This window comes from uncultured Mailhella sp. (genome assembly GCF_944324615.1).
GTDB lineage: Bacteria > Desulfobacterota > Desulfovibrionia > Desulfovibrionales > Desulfovibrionaceae > Mailhella.
Genome location: NZ_CALUWY010000002.1, coordinates 61,031 through 85,439, shown reverse-complemented (window position 1 = coordinate 85,439; position 24,409 = coordinate 61,031). Strand labels below are relative to the sequence as shown.

Genomic DNA, 24,409 nt, shown 5'->3' with positions numbered 1-24,409 from the left:
CATGCCTTCTTTCCTTCCTTTTTTCGACAAGGCCAGCCATCAGGTGGAAAAACTTCGTTCCGCCTTTCCTTCTCATCCGCGCCTTGCAGCCCTCAGGCTGGCGGCATGGGCACTGGGCAGGGCCGTTTCCGGCCATGTCATCGGGGAAGTGACACTCATCCCTCCTTCCCGCAGGAAGGGAGATTCCCGTCTTGCGTTTCTTCTTCGCGGCGGCATAGGCGACATCATCATCAATCTTTCCTGGCTGGATGCGCTGACCGCTCTGCCGGGCTCCGGCCGGGCGGTGGATATCTATACGAACACACCGAAGGACGTCATGCGCGCCCTGTGCCGGAACATGCCCTGTGTGGCGGAGATACGGAGCCTGAAGGAGCATGTTCCCTTCGAGCGCTACGACGCCGTGTTCGACGTCATGCAGAATCCTCAGCTCAAGGCGGTGTGCTGGGAGCGCCTCGAAAAGATGTCTTCCGCCCTTTACGATTATGCGCAGAGGCTTCTGCGTTTTCAGGCGGCCCATGCGTCGTTTTATCTCGATGAAAACCAGGCCATGGGTATTCATTATGCGGACGTGATGGGCGGAGGCCGGAGACGTCAGCCGGATTTCGACGGTTCCCTGCATCTGAAGGACAGCGATTTCACCCTGACATGCGTCGATATCCCGAAGGTCCGGGAGAAATTCGGCCTTGCGCGCCCCTTTGTGACCCTTCAGCGGGAAGCCGGGTCATGCGCAGATTCGCTGAAGCTCTGGTCGGCGGAAAAATACCGGGAGCTTCTGCATGCCATGGAGACACGTTTTCCCGCGTATGATCTGGTTCTCATCGGTTCGGACGGAAGCGTGGATCTTGCAGGCGATGCCTGCGTGAAGGATCTGCGGGGAAAAACCTCCTTCGAGGAACTCATGGTCATGGTGAAGGAGGCGAGCCTGCACATCGGCGGCGAAGGGCTTATCCCTCATCTGCGTCATTTCCTTCGTGCAGGCAGCTCCGTGGTGCTCTTCGGCCCGTCCTGCGCCCGGATGCTGGGCTACCCGGAGAACATCGCGCTTTCCGGAACGGAATGCCCGAACGGCTGTGAGGGCATCATGCAGACATGGCAGCAGACATGCCTGAAGGGGCATGCGTATTGCCGTTCCCTTGAGCAGATACAGGTGGAAGACGTGCTCAGAGCATGCGGAAAGGTGCTTTCTGAGGAGTGAACGACTGCCGGTTCAGGCGGGGAAAACACGGTGCACGCGGACTTTTGCGGACGGCGTCTGTTCCGGGCGGAGACTGCGGAACGGCTTTTCATACGGGAAGGCACGTCCGGAAGGTGTGTTGCCGGAACGGTTTTTCCCGGGAGACGTGTTTCCGGTACGCCGTCAGGCAAGAAAGTGGGGGATATTTTCTTCAAAGCTGATGTTTTTCAGCCTGTGCTCAAGCATGTCGATGAAGTTTTTCTTGAATTGTGAAATATTGCTCTTTTTTCTGAGAAGAATGCCGTACTGAAGCGGTTCCACCATGGAACTGATGTCGATGACGTGAATTTTATCCGGAATATTGAAGCTCTTGAAGGAAAAAGTGTCGATGATGGTGCAGCCCAGCCCCATGGCCACATAGTTCATGATAATGAAATAATTGCTGCATGAAAGCACGGAATTGTTGCTCATATATTCCTGTATCTGTTCAGGAACAAAGTGGTATTTCAATATGTGTTCCCTCAGGTTGATGGAGAAGGAAATATAGGGAAGACTCTTCAGCACGTCGGGCGTGATGACGGAGGGCAGGGCTGCGGCTTCATTCTTTCCTATGGCAAGCAGGAAGGGGGAGCGGAAGAGGGGAATGAAGTCGAGATCTTCAAACGTGTTGGACATGCCGATGAGACCGAAGTCGTTCTGTCCGTTTTTTATCCCCGAGTAAATGAATGAAGGATGGGCGCTGTTCAGGGAAACATGGATATTGGGCCATTCCCTGTGAAATTCCAGCAGCGATTGTGTGAACTCCCGGGAATTGAACATCGGCCGGCTTCCGGCAATGCAGAGGCAGCCTGTCTGCTTCTTTCCCTGCAGCTCTTCCTGCATGCCGGAAATGGTATCGAATATGCGCAGAGCCCATGTAAGAAGATGCTTTCCTTCCTCCGTAAGGATCATTTTATTCTTCAGGCGGAGGAAAAGCACGATGCCGAGTTCTTTTTCCAGAAGCTGTATCTGATACGTTACGGCGCTTTGCGTCCGGTTCATCTGACTTGCGGCGTCGGAAACGCTGCCGCTCGTGGCGACGTAGTAAAAACCTCTCAGCTGCTGCAGAAAGTCCCCTGTGATTTCCGGTATCATGCCCCATACTCCGACTTTGAAAATCTTTTACAATCAAATCAATATGTTGATATATCCAGTGATAATAGTCAACTGAATTAAGCGCGGCGGATAGCAGGCCTATCAAATTAATTCATGCTACTATAAAAATATTTGTTTTGATTTTCACAAGCGTACGGCGCTAATACTTCACCATGGTCAAATTTTCATCCACCCCACCACGGAGACTGCCCATGTTGAAGCACATCGTCGCCACTCTCGGAATCATCGCCTGCGGTACGCTGAGCGCACAGGCCGCCGAACGTTTTGAAATTACGGCGGGCATTTTTGGAGGGACGCAGTACCAGTACAGTTTTGCCCTTTCGGAAATCATAAAGCAGCAGGCTCCGCAGTTTGAACTGCTGCCCGTGGAAACAACGGGATCTCCTGCCAGTCTCATCAAGGCTTCCCAGAAGCCTGCAAAGACCGTGTTCGCCACGAGCACCACCTCGTTCGTGGACGCCGTTCAGGGCAACAGCCCCTATCCCAGGGCGGTCAAGAACGTCAAGCTCATCGGCTTCGTGACGCAGAACGTCCAGACGCTCATCACCTATGAGGACGATATCAGGACCGTGGCCGACATAAGCGGCAAGCGCTTCATCACCACCAGCATCATGTCTTCCAGCGGCCGGCATTTCTGGAACATTCTGAAGCGTGCCATTCCCGGCAGTGACAAGATGAAGCCCACCTATGCCAACTGGACGGCGGTACAGAACGGCCTTCTGGACGGTACGGCCGATGTGGGCGCCCTGGGCATCACCACCTGTGCCGACGGTCCGTGGATGCCCATTCCCGCCTATGCGGAAATTGTTGCCTCCCGCGGCGCTCCGCATTTCATCAGTGTGGATGAAAAGTTCATGAAGGAAGCCACTGAGGCGGAAAAGATGCTCTACATCCCCGTGCTCATGCCCAAGGGCAGCATTGCGGAAAATGTTCCCGAACAGGACATCATGACATGGGAAGAACGCCTCGGCATCGGCGGCTTTGACGAAACTCCCGACGAGCTGGCGTATACCATCGCCAAGCTGCTGTGCGAGCAGCAGGACGAGTTCAGCAAGTACACCCCCGTGGGGAAGGCCATGTCCGTCAATGTGACGGTTCCTTCCAGGGAATTTTTCAAGGATGAGGACATTCATCCCGGTGCTCTCCGTTACTACAAGGAAAAGGGTCTCCGTTAAGGCCGAAGGCGGGGAAGGAGGCCTTCCCTGCCGATTCCTCAGTAAGAAGAAGGAGCGCTGTTATGAAATTGCTTGATAAGTACCTTGTCGCCATCATGACGATACTGGGTTCCATCATGATTCTCTATCATATGGTATATACCCAGTCCGTGCTTCTGGAGCCTACGCAGCACCAGAATCTCCACATCATGTTTGCGCTTTCTCTTGTGTATCTCATGTCCTTCAGCAAGGCAAAGAATGCTTTGCAGAAAATAATTGCTCTCTGCCTGCTTGTTCTGTCCATATATTCAACATCCTATATTTTTATTGAGTACAGTAATCTTCAGGAAATTCGCGGCCCCATAGGCATGCTCACTGATCAGGATGTGATCGTCGGCACCCTGCTTGTGGTACTCTGCATCGAAGCATCCCGGCGTGCGTTCGGTCTGGCTTTTCCGCTGGTGGCCATCTTGTTCATCCTGTACTGTTATTTCGGGCATATGCTCCCCGGCACCATCGCCGCCCCGGAAATCAGCTATACGGAAATGATCACCACCTTCGTCATGGGGCTTTCCGGCGGACTTTACGGAAGCACTCTCAGCGTAAGTGCCAACTATATCTTCCTGTTCGTGGTGTTCGGTTCGCTTCTTTCCGCAACGGGTGCAAGCCAGTTCTTCAATCGCGTGGGTGCGGCGGCCGGCAGGAAACTGGCCGGAGGTCCCGCCATTTCCGCGGTTATTTCCAGCGCTCTTGTGGGCTCCATCACCGGCAGCTCGCTGGCCAACGTGGTCACTACGGGAACCTTTACCATCCCCCTCATGAAGAAGGCCGGTTACAAGCCCCATCAGGCAGGTGCCATTGAGGCGGCGGCCTCCACCGGGGGACAGATCATGCCTCCCGTCATGGGAGCGACGGCCTTTGTTCTGGCGGAAATGGCCAGCACTCCCTATGTGGAAGTCATGACTGCGGCCTTCTTCCCCGCACTTCTGTACTTCCTGTCCATAGGAATCTACGCGCAGCTTCAGGCCAAGAAGCTCCGCATCGACTCCTCGTCTCTGTTTACCGATGTGTACACCAGAAAGCAGTTTTTCCGGGAAGCACCCCTTTTCCTCGGTCCTCTCGGCATCATCATGCTGCTTCTGTTCCTCGGATTTTCACCCATGTTCACGGTATTCTGGGCCGTGGTGGCGCTTCTCGGCATCAACGCCTTGGCCCTGCTGCGTGAAGGCAGAATCAAGGAAGCGCTGCCTGCCCTTATTCCCGAGCTGCGCGACGGCGCCGTGACCGGTTCCAAGATCGCCGTGACATGCGCCGTTCTCGGTCCCATCGTGGCCGTCATGACCAAGACTTCCCTGGGCATACGCATTCCTTCCATCATCAATCTGCTCTGCGACGGCAACGTGCTCATCGCGCTCATCATCACGGCTCTGGTGTGCATTCTCCTCGGCATGGGCGTGCCTACGCTCGCCGCATACCTCATGGTGGCCATGGTGGGGGTGCCCGCGCTGGTCAACCTCGGCGTGCCGGTTCTTGCCGCACACATGTATGTGTTCATCTTTGCGGTCTTCTCCAGCATTACGCCTCCCGTGGCCACGGCGGCCATACCGGCGGCAGGCATAGCGGAAGCGCCCTACATGGTCACGGCGTTTGAAGCGTTCAAGGTGGGATTCGTGGCCTTCATCATTCCCTTCTTCTGCGTGTTCGCCCCCGAGATCATGCTGGGCCAGACCGATGCCGGCATCTTCGTGAGCATCATCGCCTTCCTGTGGGTGCTCGTGGCCGTACTCATGCTCAGCATGAGCATCTGCGGCTTCACGTTCATGCCCATCAGTATGCCCGCAAGGTTCGTCACCTTCGGCATCGGCATTCTTATGGTGGCGTGCGCCTTCTTCCGTTCCCTCTGGCTGCTTCTTCCGGCCCTGGGGCTCAGCGTGGCGTTCTTCATCCATCAGTTCATGGCGTACAAGTCACTTTCCTCCGCGGACTCCCGTACTGCGGTCTGACCTTCAATACCAGGAGAGATTATGTCTGCATTGAAAACCCCCATTCATTTCCACGAGACCGACGTACTGGTTCTCGGTGGAGGCGCCAGCGGCTGCGGTGCGGCCATAGCGGCGCGGGAAGCCGGCAAACGTACGTTGATGGTTGACAAGGGAAAGCTGGAAAGCTGCGGCTGCATCGGCGGCGGCAACGACCACTTCATGGGCGTTCTGAACACGGATGCGCCTTTCGACACCGTCGACGACATGGTGAAGTTCTACAGCAGCCCCACCAACGGCCTGCTGCCCGAAACCGTGCGTCAGTGGGGCGAAGCCATGCCCCACATGATAGAATGGCTTACGGACGTGGGCGTACAGTTCCGCAGGAAGGAAGACGGCGGCTACCTGCGCACGCAGGGCTTCGGCCAGCCCGGCAGGTGGTGGATACTCATCCGCGACGGGCAGTTCATGAAGCCCCTCATCGCGAAGAAGATCCGCGAGATGGGCGTGGACGTGGTGGACAACGTCATGATCACGCGGCTCATCGTCAAGGAAGGCCGCATGGTCGGCGCCATGGGCTACAATGTGCTCGACGGGGAATTTCATGTGTTCCGCGCCGCCTCGACGGTACTCGCCCTCGGCCCGCGGGCGACGCGGGTCTCCACCAATTCCACGCGGAATCCCTTCAACGCGCAGTTCCCCAGCCACAACACCGGTTCCCACTATATTCTCGCCTACGAGGCAGGGGCGCGCATCGCCTGCCTGGATACCCGGCAGACGGCCACCGTGCTTCCCAAGAGCTTCGGCTGTCCCGGCATGAACGGCCTTACCGGCGAAGGCGGCGCGGCCCTGAACTACAAGGACGAACGCTTTATGGGCAAGTACCACCCCATGCGCGAGCAGGCGCCGCGTCACCTTTTCGTGCAGGGCCTCGTCAGAGAGCAGATCGCCGGTTACGGCCCGCCTTTCTATATGGATACGCGTTCTCTCTGCCATGAAAGCCAGAGAGTGCTTTCGGAAGAACTCATGCCCGGCGACAAGGCAACCTGGAAGGAGTATTCCGAACAGAAGGGGGTGGACCTTTACAACAAGCTCATGGAAGTGGAAATCGGCGACCTGGCGCTGGAAGGCATGGTCATGCGTGATGAGAACTTCGAGAGCAGCATTCCCGGCCTGTTCGTCGGCACCGGCTTCCACGCCTTCTCCGGTGCCATGTGCGGCGGTTATGCCGCAGGCCGCCATGCCGCAGAAAAAGCGGAGGCAGTTTCCGCCCTTCCGCAGGTGGAGGAAAGCGAGGCCGAAGAAGAGCGCGTCCGTGTGCTTTCTCCCCTCCATTCCGACGGCGGAACTCACTATCAGCAGTTTGAAAGCGCCATCCGCCAGGTGATGGATTACTACATGGGGTATGTGCGCAACGAACGCGGTATGCTTCAGGCCATGGACAGCCTGGCCCGCATCGAGGCCCTCAAGGGAGATCTCGTCGCGGACAACTGGCATGAGCTCATGCGTACCCATGAGGCGCTCACGCTTCTTGAAATGTGCAAGCTTGCCACGCTGGCCAGCATAGAACACCGGGAAACTTCTCCCAGCACCATCTACATGCGTTCGGACTATCCCGACCCCGATCCTGCGCTGAACAGACTCATGGTGACGGAAAAGGTGGATGGAAAGCCCCGCATATTCTGGCAGTGACGCCGTAATCTCTTCCCCTTCCGCAAGCGCGCATCCGGTTTCTGCCGCCGGTCCCGCAGCCTTTCCGCTCTTTTGGCGGAAAGGCGGGGGCGGGGTTTGCCCGGAGAGCCGCCTGCAGCAAAAACGCTCTAACCTCAGAGGATGACAACATGCCGCCAAGATATAGTAAGGAACTGAAAAAGCTGGTTGTCTCAGGATATCAGAAGCGTCAGGGCAGAACGTCGCCCTGCGAGGCGTACTGCCCGGCGGGAAACAGAATTCAGGCCGTGGAAACCCTGCTCAAGGACGGCAGACCGGAACAGGCTCATGCCGTGCTTCTGAGCCGCAATCCCTTCCCCGGCGTCACCGGCCGCGTATGCACGCATCCCTGCGAACTCAAGTGCAACCGCCGCAAATATGATGAAGGCGTTTCCATTCGTGCGCTGGAACGTTTTGCCGCCGATACTCCCATGATTTCCCGTCTGACGCCCCTTGCCGATACCGGCAGAAAGGTGGCCGTCATCGGTTCCGGCCCCGCCGGCATGACCTGCGCCTATTTTCTCCGTCTTCTCGGTCATGACGTGACGGTGTTCGAGGCCGCCGCCGTGCTGGGCGGCGCGCCGCGCATGTCCGTACCCGATTTCCGCCTGCCCAAGAACGTGGTGGACAGAGAAACGGGGCATGTCCTTTCCCTCGGAATAGCCGCCCATACCAATGTGGATGTGGGCCGTGACGTGAGCATGGCGGACATCATGAAGACCCATGACGCCGCAGTGGTGGCCGTGGGCAACCGCGGGGAAAGACTGCTCAATATTCCCGGCAGGGAGAATCTCGTTCCCGCAGTGAGCTTCCTTGCCGCGAGCAATCTTGCGCGGCAGAGCCTGGAAGGCAGGGACGTGGTGGTTCTCGGCGGCGGCGGCGTGGCCTTCGACTGCGCCTTCACGGCAAAACGCCTTCGTGCCGCCTCCGTCAGCCTCGTGTTCCCGGAAAAGAGCGACGCCATCAAGGCCCCGGAGGAAGAAGTAGCCCAGGCGGGAGAGGAAGGCATTGCCCTGCATTCCTCCTATCTGGCGCAGAGCGCGGAAGGCGGCACCGTCAGAGCAAAGGGGCTTGAGAGCTTTTCCTTCAGCGAAAGCGGCGAGCTTCTTGCCGAGTACCGGGAAGGGGACGAGCTTGCCCTGAATGCCGACGTGGTGATCTGTGCAAGCGGCCTGCTGCCCGGTACGGATTTTCTGGCGGAGCTGGCGCCGGAAAAGAATGCGCGCGGCCACCTGGTGGTGAACGATTTTCAGGAAACCTCCGTTGCGGGCCTGTTTGCGGCGGGCGACATCGTCACCGGGCCTTCCACCGTGGCTTCGGCCATCGGCAGCGGAAGGAATGCGGCCATAGGCGTGCACTGCCGCCTTGCGGGACTTCGACAGATGCCCGAAATTTCCTTCGAGGAAAAGGAAGACGGTACGCTCCGCCTTGCGGTGGGTGGCCCCGCCCTCAAGGAGCAGCAGCATGTGGTTCTGTTTGAGGAAATAGAGAACCCCTCCTATCATGAACACGCTCCCCGTCAGGCGACGGGGCGGTACGCCGCCGCGCATCTTCTGCCCTTCGAGGAAATCGATCTCGGCCTTACGGCCGAGCAGGCACAGGCCGAGGCCTCCCGCTGTATGCACTGCGGGCACTGCATCGACTGCGGGGCGTGCGTGGAGCGCTGCCCCAACTATATTCTGGAAAGAAACGAGGACGGGCCGTTCGTCCGTTATCCCGAGGAATGCTGGCATTGCGCCTGTTGCCGCATAGGCTGCCCCACGGGCGCCATAGCCATAGAATTCCCCATCACCATGCTGGTGTGATGACGCCGTGGTGATCTTCGTCCTCAGGCGGCGCGCCGCCTGAGGACGTTTCATTTCCTCCTTCCTGCCTTGTAAGACGGAAGTCGACGGACAGTCTCTCCCTCTCTGCGGGAATATTTCCGCCCCCCGGCACAGGATGCGATCATGCGAACACTTCCTCCCAAATGGATTCTTCCGGCGCTTCTGGCCCTGTACAGTCTCAACTTCATGGATCGTTCCGTGCTTGCCGTCGTCGGAGAAGCCATGAAGACGGACATGGGTTTTTCCGACGCGGAACTCGGACTTCTTCATTCCGTTCTGCTCATCACCCTCATTTTCGTTATTTTTCCGGGCGCCGTCATGAACGACGTCTGGAAGAGAAGAAAGTTCATCGCCCTCTGCGCCGCGGTGTGGAGCATGGCCATGGCGGGCACGGCCATGGCCGGGAGCTTTCTCTCCCTCTGCTGCGCCCGCATCTTCGCCAGCGCCAATGAAGGCAGTACGGGCTCGGGCGGAACGGCCTGGCTTTCGCAGTATTATCCCGCCTCGAAGCGTGCCCGCGTACTCGGCATGTTTCAGATGGGGGCTCCGCTCGGCATGGCTCTGGGAACCCTTCTCGGGGGTGCGGTGCTTTCGCTCACGGGCAACTGGCGGTACTGCTTTTTCCTCTTCATCATACCGGCGCTTGTTCTGGCCTTTGTGGTGTACCGCCTGCCCGATGAGCAGCGGCCCGCAGGCAGGGACTATCTTTCGGGCATTCCCGTTCTTCTGAAAAAGCGCACGCTGGTCATAACGGCATGTGCAGGGGGCTTTTTCTGCATCATCAAGTATGCCTGGCAGTCCTGGCTGCCGGTGCTGCTCATGCGCACCTATTTTGTGGAACCTTCCACCGCGGCGCTTCTGAGCGCCTGCTTTCTGCTGGCCGGGGCGTGCGGTCCCTGTCTCGGCGGCATGTTCGCCGATTTCTGGGGAGCCCGTTCTCCGGGCGGAAGAGTGAAGGCCGCCGCTGTGTGTATGCTGCTCATTTTATGCACGAAACTTGTGTTCTATATCTGCGTGGGCAGGATATCTCTCTGGGCGATCTGTCTTCTGGGAATGCTGGACAGCGTCATTCTCATGATGCCCATTCCTCTTTACTTCAGCATCACGCAGGACGTGGTGGAAGACAGGTATCGCGGCGGCATGACGGGTCTGCTCGGCACCATGATGTTTCTTTTCGGCGGCGCGTGGGGGCCTCTGCTCACCGGATTTCTTTCCGACGTTCTGGGCGGCGGAGGGCAGGGACTGCTGTACGCCATGGCGCTTCTTCAGGTGTTCGCCTTCCTTGCCTTCCTGTGTTATCTTTTTGAGATAAAAACATATCTGAAGGAAAAGGTCTGAACGGCGCGCCTGCCTTCCTGCATGAGGCATGAAAAAAGGAGAGTTCCCGGCGGAACTCTCCTTTTTCTGCACAGAGGGCGTGAAGAAGCGGCCGGAACGGCTAGTTCTTCAGGCTGTGGATGGGGGCGGGGATACGGCCGCCGAGATTGATGAAGGCCGAGGCGTCGCCCCTGTTCACGGGAATGATCTTGGCCTGACCGAGCAGACCGCCGAAGATGGCGGTTTCGCCCACGTCCTTGCCGGGCACGGGAATGACGCGCACGGCCGTGGTCTTGGTATTGATCATGCCGATGGCCATTTCGTCGGCAATGAGGCCGGAAATGGTGGTGGCGGGAGTATCGCCGGGAATGGCGATCATGTCGAGGCCCACGGAGCAGACGCTGGTCATGGCCTCAAGCTTTTCCATGGTGAGCGCGCCGGAATTGGCGGCGGCTTCGATGCTGGAGTCTTCGGAAACGGGGATGAAGGCGCCGGAGAGCCCGCCCACATGGGAGGAGGCGAACACGCCGCCTTTCTTCACGGCATCGTTGAGCATGGCGAGCACGGCGGTGGAGCCGGGGGCGCCGATGGAGGAAAGACCCACGCTCTGGAAGATTTCGCCCACGGAGTCACCCACGGCGGGGGTGGGGGCGAGGGAGAGGTCGGCCACGCCGAAGGGCAGATTCATGCGGTCCGCCACTTCCTTGCCGATGAGCTCGCCCACGCGGGTCACCTTGTAGGCTGTGGATTTGATGACTTCGGCCACGTCGCTCAGGGTGAGGCTTTCGTGGGTGGCCTTGGCGCGGTCGATGGCCTTTTTCACCACGCCGGGGCCGGAAACGCCCACGTTGATGACCACGTCGGGTTCGCCTATGCCGAGATAGGCGCCGGCCATGAAGGGCACGTCCTGCGGAATGTTGGCAAAGACCACGAGCTTGGCGCAGCCTATGCCGTCGCGTTCCTTCGTGGCGTCGGCCACCTTGAGGATCTGGCGGCCCATGAGGGCCACGGCGTCCATGTTGATGCCCGCCTTGGAGGAGGCCACGTTGATGGAGGAGCACACGCGGTCGGTGGTGGCGAGGGCTTCGGGCAGGGCGTCGATGAGGGCGCGGTCGCCCGGGGTCATGCCTTTTTCCACCAGCGCGCCGAAGCCGCCGAGAAAGTCGACGCCGGCTTCCTTGGCCGCTTCATCGAGCATCTGGCAGGCACGCACCATCTGTTCGGTGTTGAAGCCCGCGCCCACCACGGCCATGGGGCTGATGCTGATGCGCTTGTTCACCACGGGGATGCCGTAGCGCGCGCCCACTTCGTTGCAGGTTTCCACCAGATGGGCGGCATATTTGGCGATTTTGGCACGGACCTTGTAGGAGAACACGTCGAAGTCGTGGCTGACGCAGTCGAAAAGGCTGATGCCGAGGGTGACGGTACGAACATCGAGATGTTCGTTGCGGAGCATGTTGATAGTGCTGAGCACTTCGCGTTCAGTAAGCATGGGGCAGACCTGTGATGCGGGTTAGACGATGGGTACGCGGTGGATGGCTTCGAAAATGTCCTGATGCTGGATGCTGATGGACAGCCCCACGTTGCGGGCCTTGGCCTGGAGCATCTGGCGGAACGCGTTGCGGTTGATGGACATCGGCAGCGCCACTTCAAAGACCAGCACGCATTCGTTGGTGTCTTCGCTCACGCGGATGGCCTTGAGGTTTTCGATGTTCACCTTCTGTTCGGCGAAGATGCCGGAGATCATGGCGATGATTTCCGGCTGGTCGGAGCCGTTGACCGTGACCACGAAGGGTTCCGTTTCCTCGGTGCTGGAGAAGGTGTCGGTTTCAAAGGTGCGGGCGGAAACGGTGAGTTCCATGTTGCGGGACTCAAGGTTGAGGCTCACCACGCGCTGTATGTCTTCCTCGGTCACGCCTTCGGGCGCGGAAACGATGAAGATGGAGGCGAACTGGCCCTTCAGAATGGTCTGGCTCAGTTCTTCAATGTTGCACTTTTCCTTGGACAGGGCGCTGGAGATGGCGTAGACCACGCCCGGGCAGTCGCGTCCGATGACAGAAATGACAATATGGTTCACGGTCGCCTCGATACAAAGAGGGTTGCCGCCCCGTGCCGGAAGCGGCGCGCGAGGCGTAATCGTGGGAAATGTGAAAAGGATAGACGGGAAGGGCAAGAAGCGTCAAGCGCTGTTTGGCTCTCAGGACGTATTCAAAGATGTAAAAGACGGCGCAGGTGAGAACGCCCTGCCGTTTTTCCCTCATGCGGCCGTTCACGCCGGATCAGCGCCCGGAGTGGGAACGCCGCCACTGCCAGGGCGGCGTGGGGGAGGCGTCCTTCCACAGGCCGAGCTGCTGCTTCTGGGCCATGGCCTCTTCCAGCTTCCAGGTATTGCAGAAGCCTTCGGTGCAGAAATAGTCGTACACCCAGGCCATGCCCGCCTGTATCTGGCGCTGATTCACGGAACGCTCGTCGATGCCGTCGCCGTCGCTGAGGTAGACAAGGGCCACGGCGCGTTTGTGATTGTCTTCATACATGGTTTTTATGCGCATCTTCCGGCCCGCCATGAGGCTCTGAAGATGCTCGCGCGATTCTCTGCCGAAGCGCTGACTGCCTTCCGGGGCGTCGATGCCGTAAAGCCGCACGCGCAGAAGGCGGTTCTTTTCATCCCTGAGCTCGAAGCAGTCGCCGTCGGTCATGCGGGCAAGGCGGTAGAGGCGCGCATCGACCACGGCGTTTCCGGAAGCTGGGGCAGCGCCTTTTTTCGTCTCCGCACGCGGAGAGGATGCGGGAGCCTCCTTTCCGGGAGCGGAGGGGACATGGGCGGTGCCCGAGGGCCGGTTCACGGTTCCCACATAGGCCGCCGTCATGAGAAGCACGCAGAGAATCGCGAGTTCCAGACTGTAGAAGCCGGAACCTTTGCGCCTGCGGGGGAAGAACTTTCTGCGTTTTTTCATGACGCGGAGTCGGGAGCGGGGGGCAGCAGTTCTTCCAGAGCAGCGAGAATGCCGAGAACGTTGAGGCCCACGTCGGCGCGCAGACGGCGCAGCGGACCGTGAGGAAGGAAGCGGTCCGGCAGGCCCAGGCGGCGTATTTTAAGACCGCCGAGGGCGTCGTGATCGGCCAGAAGTTCCAGCACGGCGGAGGAGAATCCGCCCATGAGGGTGTTTTCCTCCACAATGAGCAGGGCGTCGTTTTCTTCCGCCAGGGCAAGAATCTGCTCCTCAGGCAGAGGCTTCACCCAGCAGGCATCGAACACGGAGGCGAGATTTCCCGTGTGTTCTGCGGCGAGCAGGGCCGCCTCCGCACAGGGAACGGCTCTCTGCCCTGCGGCGAGAATGCACACGCGCGTGTTGCCGCGCAGAAGAAGTTCTCCCCTGCCCGGGGCGGGATAGCCCGGCGCAGTCTTTTCCAGCCTGTCCGCCATGCGGTAGCGCGAAGGATCGAGCCTGCGGCCCGAACCGCGCGGGTAGCGCAGGGCCACGGGGCGGGGCATGGAAACGGCAAGGGCAAGGGCCTGACGCAGGGCGTCTTCATCGCGCGGGGCGGCCAGGGAAAGATTGGGCACGCTTCTCAGCCACGAAAGGTCGAAGGCACCGTGATGGGTGGGACCGTCTTCGCCCACGAGACCGGCCCGGTCCAGGCAGAGGGTCACGGGCAGGTTCTGCAGGCATACGTCGTGGATGATCTGGTCGTAGGCGCGCTGCATGAAGGTGGAATAGATGGCCACCACGGGGTGATAGCCGCGGGAGGCGAGGCCGGCGGCAAAGGTGACGGCGTGTTCCTCGCAGATGCCCACGTCGGCAAAGCGTTCCGGGAAGCGTTCGTGAAAGCCCTGCAGACCCGTGCCGTCGGGCATGGCGGCGGTGATGGCGAAAAGATGCGGGTTCTTTTCCGCAAGGGCGCACATTTCGTCGCCGAAGGCCCGGCTGAAGCCGGGACCGGAGGGCTTCCAGCCGCTGGGCTGGGGAGGCGTGCTTATTTCGTCGGGCACGGAGGCGGAAATGCCGTGGAAATGGGCCGGATCGTGTTCTGCCGGGGAGTAGCCCTTGCCCTTGCGCGTGCGGATGTGCAGCAGCACGGGCATGTCCAGTTCCTTGGCGGCCTGAAGATGCTTTTCCAGCTGAAGAATGTCGTGCCCGTTGATGGGGCCTATGTAGTTGAACTGGAAGGCCTCGAACAGAACGCCCGGAGTGAAGAACGACTTGAAGCTGACCTCGCCCTTGCGGATGATGTCCACGATGGTTTCCCCCTTGGGCAGGCGGGAGAGCACGCGCGCCACATGCTGCTTGATGTGCATGACCGTGCTGTGGGAGAGGTTGCGGCTGAGAAAGCGGGAAAGCGCGCCCGTATTCTCGGAAATGGACATCTTGTTGTCGTTCAGGATGACGATGAGCCGTTTGCCCATGCCGCCCGCCTGATTCAGCGCTTCCAGCGCCATGCCGCCGGAAAGGGCGCCGTCGCCGATGACGGCCACCACATGTTCCTTCCCGCCCCTGAGATCGCGCGCCGTGGCCATGCCGAGGGCGGCGGAAATGGAGGTGGAGGCGTGGCCCACGCCGAAATAGTCGTAGGGGCTTTCGTTGCGGTTGGGGAAACCGGAAATGCCGCCGTAGCGGCGCAGCGTGTCGAAGCGTTCCGCGCGCCCGGTGAGCAGCTTCCACGGGTAGCTCTGATGCCCCACGTCCCACACGATGGGGTCGCGGGCCGGGTCGAAGCAGGAAAGCAGCGCTATGGTCAGTTCCACCACGCCGAGGGAGGGGGCCAGATGTCCGCCGTTTTTCGTGACCACGCGGATGATGGTGTCGCGCAGTTCCTGCGCCAGCGCCAGCTTGAGCGGGAGGGAGAGCCCGGGGATGTCCTCGGGAAGGTGCAGGCTGGAGAGCAGGGGCGTATCGGTCATGGGAATTCTTCGCGGGCTAATGGGTGCGGTTGACAAGCTTTTGGGAGGTTTCGCGGAGAAAATCGGCGTCGGGACCGGAAAAAACGCCCGTTATGGCCGCTTCGGCGGCGGCGCAGTGCTCTTTCGCCTTTTCTCTCGCGCCTTCCAGCCCGAGGAGGGAAGGCCAGGTGGCCTTGGCGCTTTTTTCATCGTGCCGCACCTGTTTGCCTACCGTGGCTTCATCTCCCACTACGTCGAGTATATCATCGGTTATCTGAAACGCAATGCCCAATTCACTGCCGTAACGGCGCGCCGCGGCGCGTTTTTCTTCCGAGGCGTCCGCAAGAACCGCGCCGCATTCACAGGCATTGAATAAAAGCGCGCCGGTCTTTTTTTCGTTGAGAACGCAAAGTTCCTCCAGGGAAAGCCGTCTGCCTTCGCCGAGCAGGTCCAGCATCTGGCCGCCCGCCATGCCTGCGGCCCCGGCGGCGTCGGCCGTGAGGCGCAGCGCTTCCAGAAGAAGCGGCGCCGGAACATCGGCCCGGGCCATGTGGCTGAAGGCGTTGGTGAGCAGGGCGTCGCCCGCGAGAATGGCGGTGGCTTCGTCGAAGGCCTTGTGGCAGGTGGGGCAGCCGCGGCGCAGATCGTCGTCATCCATGGCGGGCAGATCGTCGTGGATGAGCGAATAGGTGTGGATCATCTCCAGCCCGGCCGCAAAGGGAAGGAGCTTTTCCGTAAGCTCTTCCGCCCTGTCCGGTGCGCAGGCCCGCGCCACGGAGAGGCAGAGCACGGGGCGCAGGCGTTTGCCCCCGGCCAGCAGGCTGTAGCGCATGGCGTCGGAAAGGCGGTGCGGGATATCCTCGGCAAGAAAGGCGGAGGAAAGATACTGTTCTATTCTGCTGCGAAGATCTGCGGGCATATATCCCCCTGTAAGGCCTCCCCGGAAGGGAGGCTGAGAAGCCGGGATGCGTGTGGGGCGCAAAGGGCGTGCGCCCCGTGCACCGCCCTGCGCGAAGGAAGGGTGCTTTTTTACGAATATCAATCCGGAAGATACGCAAGAGCGCTCTTTCGCGCAAGTCAGGGAAGCCCGTGCAGAGACTTTTTTCCGCGCAGGGCTTCTCCCTCTGAGCGATATCAGAGGGATATTGCGTTACTCTTCTTCCCCTTCGGCCGGTGAAAAAGGTTCCGTGCCTTCTTCGGTGCAGAGCCGTATGTCGTGGCGGGCCTTTTCCAGCTGGCGGCGGCAGGCCGCGGCATGGGCCAGGCCTTCCTTGTACAGGGTCACGCTTTCTTCCAGAGGGCTTTCGCCTTTTTCCAGCGTGGCCACGATGTCCTGAAGCCGTGCAAGGCGTTCCTCAAAGGTGGGTTCTTTCTTTTTCATCGTGCGCTCCGGGCCTTTGCGGCCTTCTGCTGTTGGTCGAAAATACTGCGGGAAGGTCCCCCCACGATCTGCGGAGGATCCTGAAGCAGGGGCATGGCGTCCACGGCCACCCCCTGCACGAGCAGGCCGAAATGCAGATGCGGTCCCGTGACCCGGCCCGTGGAGCCGGAACGGCCGATGACCTGCCCCTTTTTCACCATGTCCCCTTCCTTCACGTCGAAGGCGGAAAGGTGCGCGTAGGTGCTGACGACGCCCTGCCCGTGGTCGATGTAGATGCTGTTGCCGCCGAAATACTGCTTTTCCGCCAGAAGGACCACACCGTCTGCGGCGGCCTTCACCTGCGCGCCTTCGGGACTGCGCATGTCCGTGCCCTTGTGCGGGGCGCGGCTCTGCCCGTTGAACACACGCCGCCCGCCGAAGGGGCTGGTGATGCCGCCGGGCACGGGGCGGCTCAGGGGAAGCGTCCACGACTTTTCCGTGCGGGAGGCAAGGGCCTTCTTGCTGCGCGCCGCATCATAGGCTATCTGTTCCCGCACTTCGCGCGGAGGTTCGACGTACCTGGGCGCCACCTTGAGGATGCTTTTCGGCCATGCCACGGGTACGGCCTGAATGAGAACGTTCTTTTTCACCCCTTCCGCCTCAATGACGACCCTTTGTCCGCCCCTGGCGTCGATGGGCATGGCAAGAAGCACCTGCGCCTTCCACAGCGGAGGGGAGGTTTTTTCCTGTTCGGCCCGGACACGGAGCGTTTCACCCCGCCAGAGGAAGGAAGCCTCGAAGGGGGCGCTGCCGGTGACGGCTGCGGGGAAGGCATGGCCCTGACTCACCTTGTCGGGCACGGAAAATTCGGCGGCCCCGGCAAGGGAGGGGAGAAGAAGGGCGGTCAGAAGCAGGATAAGAAAGCGTTTCATGGCATATCTTCCTTGAAATTCTTCCAAAAGGCGGCAAGGCGGACGTCAGTCCTGGGAGGCGTCGTTTTGTGTGTCGTTGCGGCTCGCCGGTTCCACGCCCGTCACGGTGCCGAGAATGCGGCCGTCGGCCATGAGCACGGCAAGGCCGCGCCCCGGAGCCGTCTGCGAGACGGAACGCAGGATGGCGCCGTGCTCGTCGCAGGCCATGGCGTAGCCGCGCCGGAGCGGTTCAAAGGGATCAAGGGCCTGGAGACGGAGTTCCATGCGGGCAAGGCGCTGTTCCTCGGCAAGGCCCAGGGTACGGCGCAGGGGCGTGAGTTTTTCCCCGGCGCGTTCCGCCGTCCGTTCCGCACGCTGAAGGCGCGCTTCTCCCGCCCCTGTAAGACGCAGAACAAGTCCCTCCACAAGGCCGGAGCGCCGCACAAGGGCGGCTCCGGCCGCCGCGTCCATGCGGCGCACGGCTTCATGCAGCCTTTCACTCTGCCGGCGCAGCCGCTCCTGCGGGGAGAGCAGCGCAAGGGCGCGGGAGGCATGTTCAAGGCGCAGGGCAAGCATGCCGGTTCTGCGGGAAAAAGCCTGCTGCAGCGCGGTTTCCAGTCCGTCCACATGCTGGACGAATACATGGCGTTCCTGCCAGAGAAGCTGGGCAGTATGGCTGGGCGTGGCGGCGGAAAAGTCGGCCGTGAAATCGGTGATGCTGTGGTCGATTTCATGCCCTATGCCCGCAAGCACGGGGATGGGGCAGCGGTACACGGCCCTTGCCACGCGTTCGTCGTTGAAGGCCCACAGGTCCTGAACGGAACCGCCGCCGCGGATGAGCACCACCACCTCGGCCCAGGCCTCCCTTCCGGCCCTCTCCAGAGCCTCCACGATGCGGGGCGGCGCTTCCTCGCCCTGCACGGGCACGGGAAGAATGCGTATTTCCGCACCGAGTCCCCGCGTGGAGCTTATGCGGATGAAATCGCGCACGGCGGCTCCCCGGGGGGCGGTGATCACCACAACCCTGTGCGGATTCTGAGGGATGGGGCGTTTGCGGGCGGTATCGAACAGACCTTCGGCGGCCAGTCTGCGCTTGAGCGCCTCAAATTCCTGATGCCACAGGCCGAGTCCTTCCGCCTGCCCGAGATCGACGATCATCTGATACTGCCCGCGGGCGCCGTACACTGTGAGCCTGCCTGCACACACAACGGTCTGTCCGTTTTCCATGCTGCGGGCAAGGCTCGGACGGGGACCGTCCTCCCATACTTCGCCGGTGAGCGGATCAAAGGCTTCGTCCCGCTGCTGTCCCCGGAACCATACGCAGTTGAGAAGATCATCGCCTTCCTTCAGGGAAAAGTAGACATGTCCGGAGGAGGGGCGGGAAAGGTTGGTCACCTCGCCCCGTACCCAGACATACGGAAAGCGGCCTTCCACCGCCTGCCGCACCTGTTCCGTGATCTGTCGTACGCTGAGGATGGCGCTCATGCCGTGTTCCATCTTGCCTGAAGTTGCGGGAAAAGACCGTGACGGCGGATTGTTCTGCATCGGGCAGGCCGTGCACGGCGTTTAAAAAAGGAAAAGCTCCGGCGGCCCCGGTAGCGGGGCGCGCAGCCTGCACAAGGCGTGTTTCGCCGCAGGCGCGGGAGGCAGGGAGCTTTTCAAGAAAGCGCCCGGCGGCGGGGAGAAGATCTCCCTGCCGCACAGGGCGTTTTTTCGGGAACGGAACGCTCCGTTCCCTGCGGATTATCTCTTCCAGCTGTCCAGCACGGACTGATACCAGGCCGGGAAGGCCTTTTCAAAGTCGTCCGCAGGCAGGGTGGACTTTTCGCCGGTGCGGCGGTTCTTCACTTCCACCACGCCCTGGGCAAGGCCCTTGCCGCCCACCGTCACCTGCACGGGCAGACCGATGAGGTCGGCATCCTTGAACTTCACGCCGGGGCGCTCTTCGCGGTCGTCGTACAGCGTTTCCAGGCCCTGAGAGGCGAGGAAGGCGTCGATGGCGTCGCACTTTCCGGCCACGTCGGCGTTCTTCGGATCGAGGCAGACGATGTGCACGTCGAAGGGGGCGAGCTGGGGCGGGAACATGATGCCGTGCTCATCGAAGTTCTGTTCGATGCAGGCGGACACCACGCGGGAAACGCCGATGCCGTAGCAGCCCATGATCATGAGCTTTTCCTTGCCGTTTTCGTCAAGGAACACGGCGTGCAGCGCTTCGCTGTACTTGGTGCCGAGCTTGAAGATGTGGCCGACCTCGATGCCGCGCTTGATTTCCAGCGGATGCCCGCAGACGGGGCAGGGGTCGCCGGCCACGGCGTTGCGCAGATCCGCCCATTCGATGGGCAGCGTCACGTCGCGCACGAGGCTCAGGTGCCGCACATGGGTGTCGGCCTTGTTGGCGCCGGCTATCCAGTCGTTGGCGGCCATGAGTTCCTTGTCGGCATAGATCTTTTCCACGCCTCTGAGGCCCGCGGGACCGGCGAAGCCCACGGGAGCGCCGGTCATTTCCTTCACCTGTTCGGGCGTGGCGAACTGGATGTCGTCGGCGTCGATGAGGTGGGCGAGCTTGATTTCATTGAGTTCGCGGTCACCGCGCAGAAGCACGGCCACGGGCTTTCCGTCGGCCATGAAGAGAAGCGTCTTGATGAGCCTGTCCGCGCTGACGCCGAGGAAGGCGCACAGTTCCTCAATGGTGTGCTGGGCGGGAGTGTCCACTTCCTCCATGGCGGGGCAGGGCGTTTCATCCTGCGTGAACACGGTATTGATGGGCGCGCGTTCCACGTTGGCCGCCCAGGTGCAGTCCGGCCAGTTGGTGCAGGCGGTGATGGAATCTTCGCCGGTTTCGGCAAGCACCATGAATTCATGGGAGAAGTTGCCGCCGATGGCGCCGGAATCGGCTTCCACGGGGCGGAAGTCCAGGCCCATGCTGCTGAAGATTTTGTGATAGGCCTCCTTCATGGAGGCATAGCTTGCGTTGGCGCCTTCGTCGTTCACGTCGAAGGAATAGGCGTCCTTCATGAGGAATTCGCGGCCGCGCATGAGGCCGAAGCGGGGGCGCACCTCGTCGCGGAACTTGGTCTGAATCTGATACAGGTTCAGGGGCAGCTGGCGGTAGGACTTCACTTCGCCGCGCAGAAGGTCGGTCATGACCTCTTCATGGGTGGGGCCGAGGCAGTAGTCGCGGTCGTGCCTGTCCTTGAAGCGGAGCAGTTCCTTGCCGTATTTCTTCCAGCGGCCGGATTCTTCCCACAGTTCCGCAGGCTGCACCATGGGAAGCAGTACTTCAATGGCGCCTGCGGCGTTCATTTCGCGGCGGACGATGTCTTTCGCCTTGTCCAGGGTGCGGAGGCCCAGCGGCAGCCAGGTGTAGATGCCGCTGGTGAGCTTGCGGATCATGCCCGCGCGTACCAGCAGCTTGTGGCTGACCACTTCAGCGTCGGCGGGGGCTTCCTTCAGGGTGGGGATGTAATAACGGCTCCAGCGCATAGAGTGTCCTTCAGTCGTTAGGGGTAAGAAGTTTGTCGAGTTCTTCAAGAAAAGCCGCAAGCAGCGCCTCCTGCCCGTTCACGGAACGGAGGACTTTGCCCTTGCGGAAAATGACGCCCTTGTCGCGTCCGCCTGCAAGGCCTATGTCGGCCTCGCGGGCCTCGCCCGGGCCGTTGACCACGCAGCCCATGACCGCGATCTTGAGCGTGCTTTTCGCGGCCAGAGGATGGGACTGCACATATTCCTCAACCTTTTCGGCCATGCCGATGAGGTCGATTTCCGTGCGCCCGCAGGTGGGGCAGGAAACGATTTCCGGGCCCCTGCTGCGCAGGCCCGTGGCGCGCAGGATTTCCCATGCCACGGCCACTTCCCGCACAGGGTCGGCCGTGAGAGAGACGCGTATGGTATCGCCTATGCCTTCAAAAAGCAAAAGCCCGAGACCCACTGCGGATTTCACGGTGCCGCGCATGGGCGTGCCCGCTTCGGTCACGCCGAGGTGCAGGGGGTAATCCGCGCGGGAGGCCATGAGCCTGTAGGCGGCTATGGTGTCGGCCACGGAGGAGGACTTGAGCGAAACCTTGATGTCGTAGAAGCCGCGTTTTTCCAGCATGTGCACATGGGAAAGGGCGCTTTCCACCAGAGCCTCGGGCGTGGGACCGCCGTAACACTCCAGAAGTTCCTTTTCCACGGAGCCGCTGTTCACGCCCACGCGGATGACGGCCCCGCAGGCTCTGGCCGCGGCGGCCAGATTGTCCACCGGCTTTTCCCCCCCGATGTTGCCGGGGTTGATGCGAAGGCCCCGGAGCCCTGCGTCGAGGGCGGCGATGGCCAGGCGGTAGTCGAAGTGGATGTCGGCCACAAGGGGCACGGGAGAGGATGCGGCTATGCTTTTTAGCGCCGCTGCGGCCTTTTCGTCGGGCACGGCGAGGCGCACGATTTCACAGCCCGCGGCATGGAGACGGGAAATCTGCTCCAGCGTGGCGGCAACATTTCGCGTATCGGTATTGGTCATGCTCTGCACGACCACGGGGGCGCCGCCGCCGATGACGACATCGCCTATCCTGAGCTGACGGGTGCTGTTCCTGTGGGGGGCGTTCATGGCTTCTCCTTGATGCTGCGCAGGTGATGTAGCGCGTCATATGTGTAGATGGCAAGGGCCAGCCAGATGACGGGGAAGGATATCATGTCCGAAGGCTTCATGCTTTCCCCGAGGACGGTGATGGCCAGAACAAAGGCAATGGAGGGGCTGACGTACTGCAGTATGCCTATGGTGGCCAGGGTGACATGACGGGCGGCATAGCCGAAGAGAAGAAGCGGCAGGCCCGTGAAGGCTATGGTGCAGATTAAAAGCACGGGGCGCCAGGGGCCGTAGCCCATGATGCCGAAGCCCTCTTCCGTGAAGCCGAGCCAGAGCACGGCCGCAGGCATGAGCATGAGCGCCTGCACGAAGAGACTCGGCGCGGCGTCCATGCGCAGGGTTTTCTGCATGTAGCCGTACAGGGCGAAGGAAAGGGCCAGAATGAAGCCTATCCACGGAATGCGCCCGTAGGCGATGACGCTTGCCGCCACGCCGCAGAATGCCAGGGCTATGGCCGCGCCCTGCGCCCGGGAAAGTTTTTCACCGAGAAACACGCGCCCCATGAGCACGTTGAGAAGCGGGGTGATGAAGTAGCCAAGGGAGGATTCCACGATCTGCCCGGTGGTGACGGCAAAAAGGTAGATGGTCCAGTTCAGACCGAGCATCACGGCCGCAAAGAACAGGGAAATGAGCGTACGTCTGTTCTGGAAGGCGCTTTTCACCGCATGCAGGTGTCCTTCAGCAAGAAGGACGATGCCGAGAAACACCACCGTCCATATCATGCGGTGCGCCATGATGGAAACGGGGTTCAGGGCGCCGAGCAGAGGCCAGAACAGAACGGCGAAGCCCCAGAGAAGGTGCGCGCACAGTCCCGCGCCGCCTCCCGCACAGGAAGCGGAACATTCGTGGGGGCGATGGGGCAGAGAAAAGTGCATCATGGAGAAAGCGTGATGAAGGTTTCACCCGTGCCTTCGTCGGCCGGCAGAAAAAGACGGCGCGCGGAGGCTCGCCTGTAAGGAGCAGTCCGCCCTTCCTGCATGAGGGAAGAGCGGACTGCACAGAGAAAAAGGAAGGCGGCGTTTCCCGGAACCTTCGGGCGCGGCATGCGCCCGTTCTTCCGGGAAGCGGAGCATGAAAAAGGGCGTCGCCAGGCCGGCAAAGCGCGTCTGGAAGCGCTTTGCCACCCTGCGGCGCTTTTGGCACTAGCGGTTGAAGGAACGGGCGTACAGTTCCACGATGGCGCGGCGGCCGTTGGCTTCGAGGAAGCGGGTACCCGTGGCGGTGAAGCGGGAATGCTTGATGACGGGATCGTCCTTCTTCACCCATTCGTCGTTGATCCAGCGGAACCAGGCGTCGCGCTTCTGGTCGAACACGAGCAGGGGCTTGTTGCACAGCTTGGCGAATTCCGCACCCCAGCCGGTGCCGCCCTTGACCGTCTTGTCTTCCTGAATTTCACCGACGACGAGCACTTCGCTGCCGCTGCTCACCTGCCAGCAGATGGACTGGAGGACCTTGCGGAACAGAGGCGCGCGGGTGTATTCGCGGCCCATGAGGCGGGAAACATACGTCATGCTGACGTCTTTGAGCGCCAGTTCGTCCTGAGTGAGCACGCGAACGCCGCGCGTGCGCTCTATCTGATGGCCTTCAAAGCTGTAGTTGACTTCTTCGATGCCCCAGGCTTCGGCCTGAGCCCCAAAGAACTGCTCCGCGCCGGCTGCGCCGCCGCTGAAGAGAACGCACTGTTTCGGATCAAGCATCTGGTCCTCCCAGAATAGATAGTGTTGCTGAAAAAAAGTAAATATGGCCCCGGCGGCTCAGTATGCGGGTTCGACTCTGCGGGAACCCGTGGGGCTGACGATGACGCGCACGCGCTGCCCGGGGGTGATGTAGGGATCATTGCCCTGGACGATGACTTCCTCGCCATCGCCCTTGTCGTAGCGGACGGTGATCTGGAGCCCGGTCTGCCGGGCAGTGAGTTCACCCGCTCCGGCGCCTGCCGCACCGCCCAGAAGCGCACCACCCACGGTGGCCAGAGTGCGCCCGCTTCCGCTGCCTATGGTGCTGCCGATGACGCCGCCCGCCACCGCGCCGATGAGCGCGCCCACGGTCTGCCTGCCGCTCGACTGACTGTTGATGTTCACTTCCTGCACGTTGACGGCGGTGCCGTAATAGATGCTGTTGGCCTGCCGGGCTTCCCCGGCATTGTAATCATAGCCGCCGAGATGCGGACCGCATCCGGGCAGAGCGGGAAGCGCCGTTGCCATGATGACGGTCAGAATAAGGGCCGCAGGTGTACGAACATGCATAACAGCCTCCTGTCGGGCAGGGTGGAAACAAGAGTGGCTCCATCATAACCAGCTTGCGTGGAATGTCCAGTTAAGAT

Annotated in this window: 20 protein-coding genes; 6 read left to right on the top strand and 14 right to left on the bottom strand. The window is 60.9% G+C overall.

Annotation, left to right across the window (positions count from 1 at the left end):
• Position 1: 1 nt before the first annotated feature.
• Entirely contained in the window at positions 2-1,195 is a 1,194-nt protein-coding gene (locus Q0K07_RS01005; protein WP_294555208.1) for a hypothetical protein, read from the top strand.
• Between the two features lie 162 nt (positions 1,196-1,357).
• On the opposite strand, the gene Q0K07_RS01000 is transcribed toward Q0K07_RS01005, so the two are convergent.
• Positions 1,358-2,308 carry a LysR family transcriptional regulator gene (locus Q0K07_RS01000; RefSeq protein WP_294555205.1) on the bottom strand — a complete coding sequence of 317 codons (951 nt, stop codon included), beginning with the start codon at positions 2,306-2,308 and terminating at the stop codon, positions 1,358-1,360.
• Positions 2,309-2,520: 212 nt separating this feature from the next.
• On the opposite strand from Q0K07_RS01000, the gene Q0K07_RS00995 reads away from it, so the two are divergent.
• The 5 genes from Q0K07_RS00995 (at position 2,521) to Q0K07_RS00975 (ending at position 10,336) form a co-directional block, all read left to right on the top strand.
• Positions 2,521-3,504: a TAXI family TRAP transporter solute-binding subunit gene (locus Q0K07_RS00995; RefSeq protein ID WP_294555202.1), complete on the top strand. Its 984-nt coding sequence runs from the start codon at positions 2,521-2,523 to the stop codon at positions 3,502-3,504.
• Between the two features lie 62 nt (positions 3,505-3,566).
• Entirely contained in the window at positions 3,567-5,486 is a 1,920-nt protein-coding gene (locus Q0K07_RS00990; protein WP_294555199.1) for a TRAP transporter fused permease subunit, read from the top strand.
• 21 nt (positions 5,487-5,507) lie between these two features.
• The gene (locus tag Q0K07_RS00985; protein ID WP_294555195.1) at positions 5,508-7,154 is read left to right on the top strand and encodes an FAD-binding protein; all 1,647 of its coding nucleotides are present in this window, start codon (positions 5,508-5,510) and stop codon (positions 7,152-7,154) included.
• 149 nt (positions 7,155-7,303) lie between these two features.
• Positions 7,304-8,977 (top strand): FAD-dependent oxidoreductase, encoded by a 1,674-nt coding sequence (locus Q0K07_RS00980; protein ID WP_294555192.1) that lies wholly within the window; start codon positions 7,304-7,306, stop codon positions 8,975-8,977.
• A gap of 144 nt (positions 8,978-9,121) precedes the next feature.
• Positions 9,122-10,336, top strand: a complete 1,215-nt coding sequence (locus tag Q0K07_RS00975; protein ID WP_077071846.1) for an MFS transporter — start codon at positions 9,122-9,124, stop codon at positions 10,334-10,336.
• A 100-nt stretch (positions 10,337-10,436) separates the two neighbouring features.
• Here the strand turns inward: Q0K07_RS00975 and Q0K07_RS00970 are convergent, their stop codons facing one another.
• From Q0K07_RS00970 to Q0K07_RS00910, 13 genes are all read right to left on the bottom strand, one after another.
• Positions 10,437-11,807 (bottom strand): PFL family protein, encoded by a 1,371-nt coding sequence (locus tag Q0K07_RS00970; RefSeq protein ID WP_294555186.1) that lies wholly within the window; start codon positions 11,805-11,807, stop codon positions 10,437-10,439.
• Between the two features lie 21 nt (positions 11,808-11,828).
• Entirely contained in the window at positions 11,829-12,392 is a 564-nt protein-coding gene (locus Q0K07_RS00965; RefSeq protein WP_294555183.1) for an ACT domain-containing protein, read from the bottom strand.
• A gap of 202 nt (positions 12,393-12,594) precedes the next feature.
• A complete protein-coding gene (locus Q0K07_RS00960) occupies positions 12,595-13,269 on the bottom strand; it encodes a thermonuclease family protein (protein ID WP_294555180.1) in 675 nt (224 codons plus the stop codon).
• Complete coding sequence (gene dxs / locus Q0K07_RS00955) at positions 13,266-15,215, bottom strand: 1-deoxy-D-xylulose-5-phosphate synthase (RefSeq protein WP_294555177.1); 1,950 nt, start codon at positions 15,213-15,215, stop codon at positions 13,266-13,268. Before dxs ends, Q0K07_RS00960 begins: the two co-directional genes overlap by 4 nt.
• 16 nt (positions 15,216-15,231) lie before the next feature.
• Entirely contained in the window at positions 15,232-16,113 is an 882-nt protein-coding gene (locus Q0K07_RS00950; protein ID WP_294555175.1) for a polyprenyl synthetase family protein, read from the bottom strand.
• 231 nt (positions 16,114-16,344) lie between these two features.
• The gene (gene xseB, locus Q0K07_RS00945; RefSeq protein ID WP_294555172.1) at positions 16,345-16,575 is read right to left on the bottom strand and encodes an exodeoxyribonuclease VII small subunit; all 231 of its coding nucleotides are present in this window, start codon (positions 16,573-16,575) and stop codon (positions 16,345-16,347) included.
• Entirely contained in the window at positions 16,572-17,486 is a 915-nt protein-coding gene (locus Q0K07_RS00940; RefSeq protein WP_294555169.1) for a M23 family metallopeptidase, read from the bottom strand. Before Q0K07_RS00940 ends, xseB begins: the two co-directional genes overlap by 4 nt.
• 45 nt (positions 17,487-17,531) lie before the next feature.
• Positions 17,532-18,950, bottom strand: a complete 1,419-nt coding sequence (gene xseA, locus Q0K07_RS00935; RefSeq protein WP_294555166.1) for an exodeoxyribonuclease VII large subunit — start codon at positions 18,948-18,950, stop codon at positions 17,532-17,534.
• Between the two features lie 258 nt (positions 18,951-19,208).
• Positions 19,209-20,948, bottom strand: coding sequence for a proline--tRNA ligase (locus Q0K07_RS00930; RefSeq protein ID WP_294555163.1), 1,740 nt, complete (start codon positions 20,946-20,948; stop codon positions 19,209-19,211).
• Positions 20,949-20,958: 10 nt separating this feature from the next.
• Positions 20,959-22,047, bottom strand: coding sequence for a flavodoxin-dependent (E)-4-hydroxy-3-methylbut-2-enyl-diphosphate synthase (gene ispG, locus Q0K07_RS00925; protein WP_294555161.1), 1,089 nt, complete (start codon positions 22,045-22,047; stop codon positions 20,959-20,961).
• A complete protein-coding gene (gene rarD / locus Q0K07_RS00920) occupies positions 22,044-22,964 on the bottom strand; it encodes an EamA family transporter RarD (RefSeq protein WP_294555158.1) in 921 nt (306 codons plus the stop codon). Before rarD ends, ispG begins: the two co-directional genes overlap by 4 nt.
• Before the next feature lie 264 nt (positions 22,965-23,228).
• The gene (locus Q0K07_RS00915; protein ID WP_294555155.1) at positions 23,229-23,783 is read right to left on the bottom strand and encodes a hypothetical protein; all 555 of its coding nucleotides are present in this window, start codon (positions 23,781-23,783) and stop codon (positions 23,229-23,231) included.
• A gap of 57 nt (positions 23,784-23,840) precedes the next feature.
• Entirely contained in the window at positions 23,841-24,332 is a 492-nt protein-coding gene (locus Q0K07_RS00910) for a glycine zipper 2TM domain-containing protein (RefSeq protein WP_294555152.1), read from the bottom strand.
• Positions 24,333-24,409 lie beyond the last annotated feature (77 nt).

What these genes read in the sequence shown, in the direction of transcription:
- Q0K07_RS01005 (WP_294555208.1), top strand. Translation starts at nt 2, where the DNA reads ATGCCTTCTTTCCTTCCTTTTTTCGACAAGGCCAGCCATCAGGTGGAA.
- Q0K07_RS01000 (WP_294555205.1), bottom strand. Translation starts at nt 2,308, where the DNA reads ATGATACCGGAAATCACAGGGGACTTTCTGCAGCAGCTGAGAGGTTTT.
- Q0K07_RS00995 (WP_294555202.1), top strand. Translation starts at nt 2,521, where the DNA reads ATGTTGAAGCACATCGTCGCCACTCTCGGAATCATCGCCTGCGGTACG.
- Q0K07_RS00990 (WP_294555199.1), top strand. Translation starts at nt 3,567, where the DNA reads ATGAAATTGCTTGATAAGTACCTTGTCGCCATCATGACGATACTGGGT.
- Q0K07_RS00985 (WP_294555195.1), top strand. Translation starts at nt 5,508, where the DNA reads ATGTCTGCATTGAAAACCCCCATTCATTTCCACGAGACCGACGTACTG.
- Q0K07_RS00980 (WP_294555192.1), top strand. Translation starts at nt 7,304, where the DNA reads ATGCCGCCAAGATATAGTAAGGAACTGAAAAAGCTGGTTGTCTCAGGA.
- Q0K07_RS00975 (WP_077071846.1), top strand. Translation starts at nt 9,122, where the DNA reads ATGCGAACACTTCCTCCCAAATGGATTCTTCCGGCGCTTCTGGCCCTG.
- Q0K07_RS00970 (WP_294555186.1), bottom strand. Translation starts at nt 11,807, where the DNA reads ATGCTTACTGAACGCGAAGTGCTCAGCACTATCAACATGCTCCGCAAC.
- Q0K07_RS00960 (WP_294555180.1), bottom strand. Translation starts at nt 13,269, where the DNA reads ATGAAAAAACGCAGAAAGTTCTTCCCCCGCAGGCGCAAAGGTTCCGGC.
- dxs (WP_294555177.1), bottom strand. Translation starts at nt 15,215, where the DNA reads ATGACCGATACGCCCCTGCTCTCCAGCCTGCACCTTCCCGAGGACATC.
- Q0K07_RS00950 (WP_294555175.1), bottom strand. Translation starts at nt 16,113, where the DNA reads ATGCCCGCAGATCTTCGCAGCAGAATAGAACAGTATCTTTCCTCCGCC.
- xseB (WP_294555172.1), bottom strand. Translation starts at nt 16,575, where the DNA reads ATGAAAAAGAAAGAACCCACCTTTGAGGAACGCCTTGCACGGCTTCAG.
- Q0K07_RS00940 (WP_294555169.1), bottom strand. Translation starts at nt 17,486, where the DNA reads ATGAAACGCTTTCTTATCCTGCTTCTGACCGCCCTTCTTCTCCCCTCC.
- xseA (WP_294555166.1), bottom strand. Translation starts at nt 18,950, where the DNA reads ATGAGCGCCATCCTCAGCGTACGACAGATCACGGAACAGGTGCGGCAG.
- Q0K07_RS00930 (WP_294555163.1), bottom strand. Translation starts at nt 20,948, where the DNA reads ATGCGCTGGAGCCGTTATTACATCCCCACCCTGAAGGAAGCCCCCGCC.
- ispG (WP_294555161.1), bottom strand. Translation starts at nt 22,047, where the DNA reads ATGAACGCCCCCCACAGGAACAGCACCCGTCAGCTCAGGATAGGCGAT.
- rarD (WP_294555158.1), bottom strand. Translation starts at nt 22,964, where the DNA reads ATGATGCACTTTTCTCTGCCCCATCGCCCCCACGAATGTTCCGCTTCC.
- Q0K07_RS00915 (WP_294555155.1), bottom strand. Translation starts at nt 23,783, where the DNA reads ATGCTTGATCCGAAACAGTGCGTTCTCTTCAGCGGCGGCGCAGCCGGC.
- Q0K07_RS00910 (WP_294555152.1), bottom strand. Translation starts at nt 24,332, where the DNA reads ATGCATGTTCGTACACCTGCGGCCCTTATTCTGACCGTCATCATGGCA.